This window comes from Variovorax sp. dw_954 (assembly GCF_018449755.1).
Classification (GTDB): domain Bacteria; phylum Pseudomonadota; class Gammaproteobacteria; order Burkholderiales; family Burkholderiaceae_C; genus Variovorax.
Map to the genome: position 1 here is coordinate 46003 of NZ_JAAVVD010000038.1, position 8602 is coordinate 54604.

An 8602-nucleotide genomic window follows, 5' to 3' on the forward strand; every position below is an offset into this window, starting at 1 on the left:
GTGGGACTGTGCAGAAGGCCATCGTTCCACAGGCGCACTCTGAAGGCGAGAGGGAAATCGCGTGGTCTGTCGTGAAGGCGTCAGCCGCCGGCTTTGCTCCCTCGCCCCTCCGGGGAGAGGGCTGGGGTGAGGGGCCGCCCCCGCGCCAGCCGGGCGATCGACCGCTCGGGGTGCGCCCACAGCAGCCCGATCACGCCGCCGGCCGCCAGCAGTGCGCCGCTCAGCGCAAAGCCATGTTCATAACCGGAGGCGATGTCGCCGCTGGTGCTCTGGATCAGGCTGCCGGTGATCACCGGCGACAGCACGCCCGCGATGGACGCGACTGAGTTGAGGATCGCCAGCATCGCGCCGCGCTGTGTGTCGGGCGACACCGAGCCGACCATCGCCGGTGCCAGCGAGAACATCACGCCGGTGATGCCGCCACCGGCCGCGAGCAGGAAGACCTTCGCCATCACAGGCATCGGCAGCAGCACGACCGCCACGATCATCAAGCCGCCCACGATCAGCGCCCCGCTGGCCAGCACTGCGCGGCCCTTGCGCGCCGGCACCCCACGCGCCAGCAGGCGCTGCGACCACCACGACAGGCCCAGGCTGCACACGATGTTGACCAGCGTCAGCATCGCGAACAGCCGCCCGGCCGCGAGGCCGTCGAAACCCAGGCCCTTCTGCAGGTAGGCCGGGAACCAGGTCAGCGTCAACGCGAGACCCCAGTACGCCATGAAGTTCATGACCAGCACGCCGAGCACGGTGGAGTCCGTCAGCAGCACGCGATAGGGAAGGCGCCGTTCGGCCCCGCTTGCCTGCGTGCTGCCGGCTTCATCGGCAACGCGCCCCTCGGCGCCGAACACCAGCCAGACCAGCACCCACACCGCGCCGGCGATTGCCATCACGAGGAAGTTGGCACGCCAACCCCAATGCACCGTGATCAGCGGAATCAGCACGCCCGCCATCAGCACGCCGATGGCCGCTCCCTGGTTGACCACCGAGACCGGCAGCGCCCGCTTGCTGTCCGGGAACCACTTGTAGCAGGCGTGATAGGCCACGGGCGCGGCCGGCCCCTCGCCGATGCCGAGCAGCACGCGCGACAACACGAACATCGCGATCGACGACGACAGGATGATCGGCAACTGCGCGACGCTCCAGGTCGCGGCCATCACCAGCAGCATCCACTTGGCGCTGACCCGGTTGGCGACGAAGCCGCCGATCACGCCGGAGGCCGAGAACAGCCAGAAGAAGCTGCCCGCGATCCAGCCGAATTCGGTGGGCGACAACTTCAGCTCCGCCATCATCGGCACCGCGACCAGGCCGATGACGACCTTGTCGATGAAGTTGATCAGCATGAACAGTGCGAGCAGCACCGTGATGAACCAGGCCCGTGCGGGCTGGTAGTTGTCGTTGTGGGTGGCGCGCATCGGCTGGATTGTGGCCGCGCCGGCGACCGTGCGGATGAGGGCTACTTCGGGGGGGCGCCGTTGCCGTCGGTGGGGCCGACGACCCTCGGACTGCTGCTCGACGTGCCTTGTTCCTGGGCCTTGTCCACGTCCTTGGGGGCGTTGTCGGCGGGTGTGGCGGCGGCAGGCGCGACGCTCGATTGCGGGCGCAATTCCGTGGCTGCCGGCGCGCCGGAAGAGGGCGCGCTGGCCGAAGGCGCCATCGCGGCGGACGGTGCAGGCGGCGTGGAGGGCTTGCGATCGCATGCAGCAAGGCCCATCAGCGCCGTCGTGAGAAGAAGCAGCGCAAGAGGTTGGCGCCGCGCGCTCGTGTTCATGGCTTCGGTGTGCATGGTGATCTCCCGTCTGCGAAGCACACCATTCTTGCCACTCAGGCGCCGCGGTCCTGTAGTCCGGGTACGTCGGTGTGCGACAGCAGGTGCACCAGCTTGTCGAGCCCGCCCAGCACATGGTCGGGCCGTTGACCCATCTCGTCGAAAGTGCCGCCGCGCCGATCGATCCATGCGGTTTCGAAGCCGAAGCAGCGCGCGCCGGTGACGTCCCACGCGTTGGACGACACGAACAGGATGTCGGCGCGCGCCACCCCGAGCTTCCGTTCGGCCAGCGAATAGACCCGCATGTCCGGCTTGAAGACCTGCACCTCGTCCACGCTCAGCAGGTGCGCGAAGGCATCCTGCAGGCCCGCGTTGCGCACGACCGCGTCGATCGAATGGCGCGATCCGTTCGAGAGGATCGCCAGCGGCACCCCGAGCGCGTTCAGCGCCTGCAACGCGACTGGCACCTCGGTGAATGGTTGGAGGCGCAGGTACTCGTCGCACAGCATGCGCCGCTGTCCTGCGCCCAGCTGCAGGCCAAGCTGCGCGCATGTGAAGACCAGTGCGTCCTCGGTGCACTTCTCGAAGTCGACGAACTGACCCATCAGGCTGCGCAGCCAGGTGTACTCGAGTTGCTTCTGGCGCCAGAGCATGCTGATCTCGGACCCGCGCCCGGCGTACAACTCCTCGCAGCGGGCCGCGACCGAATGCACGTCGAACAGCGTGCCATACAGGTCGAAGACGATGCCCTCGATGTGCTTCACGGCAGCGGTCTCCTCATGCGGCGCGCGCGGCTTCCTCGCGCGACCGGCGCGCCTCGTAGGTCTTCAGGTGGGCATACGCGATGCGCAGCATCGAGCGATCGGCCTCGGCCTCGGCGCCCCGGCTGAGCAGGTCGCCGAGGATGTGGTCCGCTTCCGTCGGCGCGCCCCGCTCGATGTCCTTGAGCATCGACGCCGTGATCGGCGAGCCTGCCGCGCTGACCATCGCGCGACCGCGTTCCACTGCAGCGGCGCTGGGGGGAAAGCCGTTGTGCGCCGCGATGGCACGGCATTCCTCGAACAATGCCAGCCCCAGGTCCGCCGCGCCCGCGCTCACGATGTCGCCGATGCTGGCGCGCATCAGCGTCGTGATGCCGGCCATGGAGGAAATGAAGACCCACTTCTCCCACAGCGCCTGCATGATGTTGTCGCTCGCGGTGCTGGTGAAGTTGGCCGGCGCGAAGGCCGCCGCGATGGCGTCGACGCGTGCCGAACGTCCGCCACCGAGTTCGCCGAAGGTCAGGGCGTGCATGTCGTTCAGGTGCAGTACGTTGCCGGCTTCATCCAGCGCCGCGGAGATCAGGCAGAGGCCACCCAGCACGCGCTCGCGGCCGAAGCGTTCCGACAGCACGTCCAGATGCTGCATGCCGTTGAGCAGCGGCAGCACCGCCGACTCGGGGCCGACGGCCGCGGCGAAGGAATCGATGGTGTGCGCCAGGTCGTAGGCCTTGCAGGCGACGATGACCACGTCGAAGGGCTCGGCGATGTCGTCCGACAGCACGTGCGGCGGAGAGGGGATGTGCGCATTGCCCGCGGGGCTCTTGATGCACAGGCCATTCGCCGCGATCTGCGCCGCGCGCCGTGGCCGCAGCAGGAAGGTCACGTCCTGCCCCGCCTGCAGCAACCGCCCGCCAAAGTACCCGCCGAGCGCGCCGGCGCCCACCACCAGGAATCTCATCTGCTTTGCTCCTCAGGCATTTTTTGCCTGAGGACGGTTTTAGTCGATTGCAAAAAACGGCGTCGCGGAGCCAAGGTCAAAGCCCCTGCGCAGGTGTTCCATGCCTTCGGCTCAGGATCGATGCAGGGAATTTGCGCTACGATCCTCGGCGCTCTTTGGTGCAAGCCAAATGGATGCAAGGGAGGATGGCGATACAAGGACTGCGGAAAACCGCGGCAGGCTGTCCTGGATGTATTCGACACATCGGACAGCGATGCCACGCAGATTCTTTTCATTCGGCTTCGATCAGCGCAAGCGCCTGATCAGCCTGGCCTTCCCCCACGACGACGCCCCCAAGGTCACCGACACCCACGGACGACAGGGCGACGTCAATATCGTCATCGACCGCCTCGAGGCCGAAGAGGCGCTGAGCCAGGACTTCCGCTACACGCTGCATCTGCTGGCCGACAACGCCAGGCTCAAGCTGAAGGACATGCTGGGCAAGTTGCTGGTCGTCTCCCTCGTTCGTCCCGACGGCAGCCTGCGCTACTTCACCGGCTACTGCTTCGAGTTCACCCTCGTCAAGGCCGACGACGGCGTGGCCCGCTACTTGGCTGTGCTCCGGCCCTGGCTGCACTACCTCACCCTGCGCAGCAACAACCGGGTCTTCCTCGCACAGACGCTGGAAGACCAGACCGCCACCATCTTCGCGGACTACGGCGCGCTGCCGCAGTGGCAATGGCTCGCCCCGCGCGAAGACCCGCAAGTGACGATGGCCTGCCAGGGTGGCGGGGCCGGCGAGACGGACGCCAACTACCTGCACGCGCGCTGGGAAGCGCTCGGCATGGCCTACCGCTACGAGCACACCCAGGCCGGCCATACGCTGGTCCTCACCGGCGACACCACCATCGGCCCGGCCATCGATGGCGACAGCCCCGAGATCCGCTTCCACACCGCCGGCGGGCCCCGCCGATGAAGACGCCATCGAGTCCTGGGCTCCCACGCGCGACAGCATCGCCACCGAATACTCCGCCATCAGCTTCAACTTCAAGAACCCGCGCCCGGTCCTCGCCACCACCATCACCCACAACCAGCCCGGCGACATGCCGCGGCTCGAAGTCCACGAATACGCCGGCGCCTACGGCCTGCGCGCCACCGGAGGCAGCGACTACGTCAACCTGCGGACCGACGAACTCGACGCCGTCGCCAAGTACCACGCGGCCGAGAGCAACAACTACCAGGTGCAACCGGGCCGCTGGTTCCAGTTGATCGAGCACTTCAGCGTCAAGAGCCGCACCGACAACGACAGCAAGTACCTGATCGTCTCGGCCACGCATACCGCCAGCAACAACTATCTGCAGGAAATCGGCAAGCCCGCCGAATACAGCAACAGCTTCATTGCGTCCCGGCGATACGTCTACTGGCGCCCGGGGCGCGGCCACAACAGCACCCGCGTGCAGGTGCTGGCCCCGCAGACCGCCACCGTGGTCGGTCCGGAGGGGGCAGGCTCGCTGCACGTGGACGAGTACGGGCGGATTCGCATCCAGTACCACTGGGACCGCGAAGGCAGGCACTCCGCCTGGGTGCGTGTGAGCAGCAGTTGGGCTGGTGGGGAAACCGGAATGGTCTCGCACCCGCGCGTCGGCTCCGAGGTTGTCGTGATGCACCTGGATGGTTGCCCAGACCACCCCTTGGTCACAGGCGTGGTCTACAACGCCTGGCGCATGCCGCCCTGGGAACTGCCACAGCAGAAGGCGTTGACGGGATTGCGCAGCCGCGAACTGGCCGGTCAAGGAGGCAATTCACCAATGGGGCGCAGCAACCATGTGCTGCTGGACGACACCGAGGGCAAGATCCAGGCGCAGATCCGCAGCGATCACGATGCCAGCCAGTTGAGCCTGGGGCACATCACGCGCATCGAGCGCAACGTGGGGCGGCAAGACCCGAGAGGACAGGGGTTCGAATTGCGCACCGATGGGCATGGGGCGGTCCGCGCGGCCGAAGGCATGCTGCTCACGACGGAACCGCGCGCCAACGCGAATGCGCACATCACGGACATGAGCGAGACCGTTGCCCGCCTCACTGCTGGGCGCGACCAGCACGAGAGCCTGAGCGACACTGCGCATCAGGCCAAGGCGCATCAAACCGGCGACCAGGATGAAGTCACCAAGGAACTCAAGGCGCAGAACGATTCGATCAAGGGTTCGCATGGAAACCGCGCGCAAGGCGAATTCCCCGAACTGACCGAGCCACACCTCGTGCTGGCCAGCCCCAGCGGCATCCAGGCGACCACCGCCGGCTCGACCCATCTCGCGAGCAAGGAACATCACGCCATCACCAGCGGCGCCCATACCAGCGTCTCTGCAGGCAAGAGCTTCCTCGTCAGCGTCAAGGAAGCGGTGCGCATGTTCGCCTACAAGTCCGGCATGAAGCTGGTGGCTGCCAGTTCGGACATCGACATCACCGCGCTAAAGGACAGCATCAACCTGCTGGCCAAGCTCAACATCACCCACACCGCCAACAAGATCACCATCACTGCGAAGGAGGAGGTGGTGATCAACGGCGGCACCAGCTACACCAAATGGAACGCCTCGGGAATCGAGAGCGGGACCAATGGAATCTGGCGCGAGCATGCGGCGGTGCACAGCTTGGTCGGGCCGGCCAACCTGCCGGTAAAGGAGCCCGAATTCCCGGACGTAACCACGACGAGCACCAAGCCGCGCCGCATGGTCGATTTTTCCGGCTGAAGCAGAACAAGAAGTAACCCATGGCAGACGAACAAAGCAAATCCCCGGCGCCCGTGAGCAAATGGGTCTATCCCTTCTCGGGCGTGGACGATCCCAGGGCTGCAACGCCAAAGCCCAAGGAAATAGCCGATCCCAACACCTACTTCTCGGTGCTTTCGATGGCGGAAGACGGCTTCTACCCCGTCGGAGCCAATGGCCTCTGGCATGGGGGCATTCATTTCGACGGCTCCACAGCCGGCGCTTTGATGCAAGGCCCGGGCGTGCGCTGCATGGCCGATGGCGAAGTGATCGCCTATCGGATCGACAGCGCGTATCCAGAGCTCGAGTTCGAGAAGGGCAAGGTGGCCTATTCCCGAGGTTTTGTACTGGTCAAGCACCGTCTGCAACTGCCGCCAGCTCCTCAGAAGCCTGCCCCTTCGGGCGCGACAACGCCAGCACACTCACCGGCACCCGCGCCCACCCCCGCAGCCGCCGCCAAACCGGCGTCCAAGACCTCGCCGTCAAGCGCGCCAGCCCCGGCCCCGCAGGAGCCTTCATTGGTCTTCTTCAGCCTGTACATGCACCTGATCGATTGGGCCGGTTACCGCGCAGATGCCAAACTGGCGCGTCCGGCTTATTGGGGCGATGAGTGCAAGCGTGTCGTTGGCGATAAGGCACCGAGCCTCAGCCCTTATGCGGCGCCGCAGACGGAACACAAGGGCGTCAACGTGCGACAGGCCGGCAAGGGCACTGCGCAGATCGGTTGGCTTCCGCCCGGAACAGCCGTGACGCTGGAACCCGGCAGCGGGCCCTGGCGCAAGATCGCCAGCGTCGATGGGGGCCAGATGGAAGTCGACCCGCTCAATCGGGCAGATACCACGGCGCCGTTCGGCTGGGTATTTCAAAGCGAGTTGACTCCCGCACCCGCTGAGCCCAAGACCAAGGACGCGGTATGCGTGCTCGACAAGCCCATGGCCATCAAGGCGGGTGAGTTGATCGGGCACCTGGGCCAATACCAACGCCACGCTGACGCAGGCAGCATCCTCACTGCGGGCGATCGGCCGCTGGTGCATATCGAGGTCTTTAGTGGCGAAGACGTCAAGGTCTTCATCGAAAAGAGCCGGGCCCGTGCCAAGGAACTGGAGCCCGGCAAGAAGACACTCCTCGTTGTGAGCAAGGGCACGAAGCTCGTAGTGCCAGCGGGGTCAGACCGCGTTTTGGCTGCCGGCAAGGACGTTCAAGTGCGCGGTGGCTCGCCCTCGAGTGGCGAATGGGCGGAGGTCACGGAGATCACCGTCTCGGCTGCCGAGGCGCCCACGGCCAACAACAAGCACCCGAAGCCGAAGGTCACTCCCACCGGCGATGCATTCTGGGTTGAGCGAGCGCAGTTGGGACCAAATGGCAGGCGCGTTTCAACAAGGTCAGCACTGGACGGTTGGACTGACTTCCCTTTGCAGCAAGCCAACGCTACAGGCGCAAAGGCAAACTATTTGCGAGTCGCTGCAGTCAAGACCTTGAAGCGAAGCGCGACGGACGACAAGGGCGTGCGCTGGTGGTTGATGGATGTCGACGAGGCCGAGGGCAAAGGCAACACCACAGGTTGGATTTGCGAGAAAGGGAATCTGCAATCCCCATGGGATTGGCCGGGCTTCGAAATCGTAGAGGAAAGGGCAGTCAAGCCTGCGGATCTGCATGGCAAGCAGGTCGTAGACCACAAGCTCGAAATTCCCGAGGACAAGGACAATTTCGAAGCCAAGGCCGACCGTGCAAAGGAGGGTGCGCTGTTCCAGAAGCTCTACGACGTGCTCGATACCGACAAGGATGAGAAGTTGAGCACCGCCGAGTTGCGGGCGGCCCTCAGGAAACCCTGGCTGGCGCAGACACTGTCACGCCTGATCGTGCGATACGAAAGTGAATGGGGCGGGGCGATGGGCAAATGGGATGCGCTGGATGCCCACATGGGCGAGTTTGCGGGCGACTGGGCGTGGGAAAAACTGCGGATCTACGAACTGCAATGGTGGTCCGAGCTGGCTGGTAAGCATGCGTTTCCGAGCAGTCCGGTTGTCTACCATTTTCATCCAGTGGGTTTGGCAGCAAACTTCCCAACATGTAGTCGACTTACGCTGGAAATGTTGCAGGTAATATTTCCAAATGGGGATAAGGCCAGACTGCAATCGATCGTTGATGAAATTGGCTCAATGATGGATGAATACAAGCTTGCCACCGCTTTAAGGCTAACTCACTTCTTTGCTCAAGTTCGCGAAGAAACTGGTCCTCGGTGCAAATTAGTTGAAGACGACTTTACTTACAGTCCTGACGCTCTGAAGGACTTATTCGGCTACTTCGCCAAGCGTCCTGCCGAAGCCGATCTTTACGGAAAGACCAAAGATCATGGGGCCAATTTCGAGGCTAT

At 64.7% G+C, this 8602-nt stretch carries 7 protein-coding genes; 3 read left to right on the forward strand and 4 right to left on the reverse strand.

What is annotated here, in order from left to right:
• Nucleotides 1-80: 80 nt before the first annotated feature.
• From HB681_RS35065 to panE, 4 genes are read right to left on the reverse strand one after another with little or no spacing between them, the layout of a single operon-like run.
• On the reverse strand, nt 81-1412 hold the full coding sequence (locus HB681_RS35065) for an MFS transporter (protein ID WP_213959506.1): 1332 nt from the start codon (nt 1410-1412) through the stop codon (nt 81-83).
• 41 nt (nt 1413-1453) lie between these two features.
• Entirely contained in the window at nt 1454-1783 is a 330-nt protein-coding gene (locus HB681_RS35070; protein ID WP_213959507.1) for a hypothetical protein, read from the reverse strand.
• A gap of 38 nt (nt 1784-1821) precedes the next feature.
• Nucleotides 1822-2529: a haloacid dehalogenase type II gene (locus HB681_RS35075; protein ID WP_213959508.1), complete on the reverse strand. Its 708-nt coding sequence runs from the start codon at nt 2527-2529 to the stop codon at nt 1822-1824.
• A gap of 13 nt (nt 2530-2542) precedes the next feature.
• The gene (panE, locus tag HB681_RS35080) at nt 2543-3484 is read right to left on the reverse strand and encodes a 2-dehydropantoate 2-reductase (protein WP_213959509.1); all 942 of its coding nucleotides are present in this window, start codon (nt 3482-3484) and stop codon (nt 2543-2545) included.
• A 253-nt stretch (nt 3485-3737) separates the two neighbouring features.
• Here panE and HB681_RS38865 point away from each other — a divergent pair, with 253 nt between their 5' ends.
• The 3 genes from HB681_RS38865 to HB681_RS35095 all read left to right on the forward strand — a co-directional run.
• Nucleotides 3738-4439: a type VI secretion system Vgr family protein gene (locus HB681_RS38865; RefSeq protein WP_213959510.1), complete on the forward strand. Its 702-nt coding sequence runs from the start codon at nt 3738-3740 to the stop codon at nt 4437-4439.
• Complete coding sequence (locus tag HB681_RS38870; protein WP_213959511.1) at nt 4387-6210, forward strand: type VI secretion system Vgr family protein; 1824 nt, start codon at nt 4387-4389, stop codon at nt 6208-6210. The genes HB681_RS38865 and HB681_RS38870 overlap by 53 nt, the downstream gene beginning before the upstream one ends.
• A gap of 20 nt (nt 6211-6230) precedes the next feature.
• Nucleotides 6231-8602, forward strand: a 2372-nt coding sequence (locus tag HB681_RS35095) for a hypothetical protein (protein WP_213959512.1), incomplete at its 3' end; no start/stop codon positions are given.

What these genes read in the sequence shown, in the direction of transcription:
- HB681_RS35065 (WP_213959506.1), bottom strand. Translation starts at nt 1,412, where the DNA reads ATGCGCGCCACCCACAACGACAACTACCAGCCCGCACGGGCCTGGTTC.
- HB681_RS35070 (WP_213959507.1), bottom strand. Translation starts at nt 1,783, where the DNA reads ATGCACACCGAAGCCATGAACACGAGCGCGCGGCGCCAACCTCTTGCG.
- panE (WP_213959509.1), bottom strand. Translation starts at nt 3,484, where the DNA reads ATGAGATTCCTGGTGGTGGGCGCCGGCGCGCTCGGCGGGTACTTTGGC.
- HB681_RS38865 (WP_213959510.1), top strand. Translation starts at nt 3,738, where the DNA reads ATGCCACGCAGATTCTTTTCATTCGGCTTCGATCAGCGCAAGCGCCTG.
- HB681_RS38870 (WP_213959511.1), top strand. Translation starts at nt 4,387, where the DNA reads ATGGCGACAGCCCCGAGATCCGCTTCCACACCGCCGGCGGGCCCCGCC.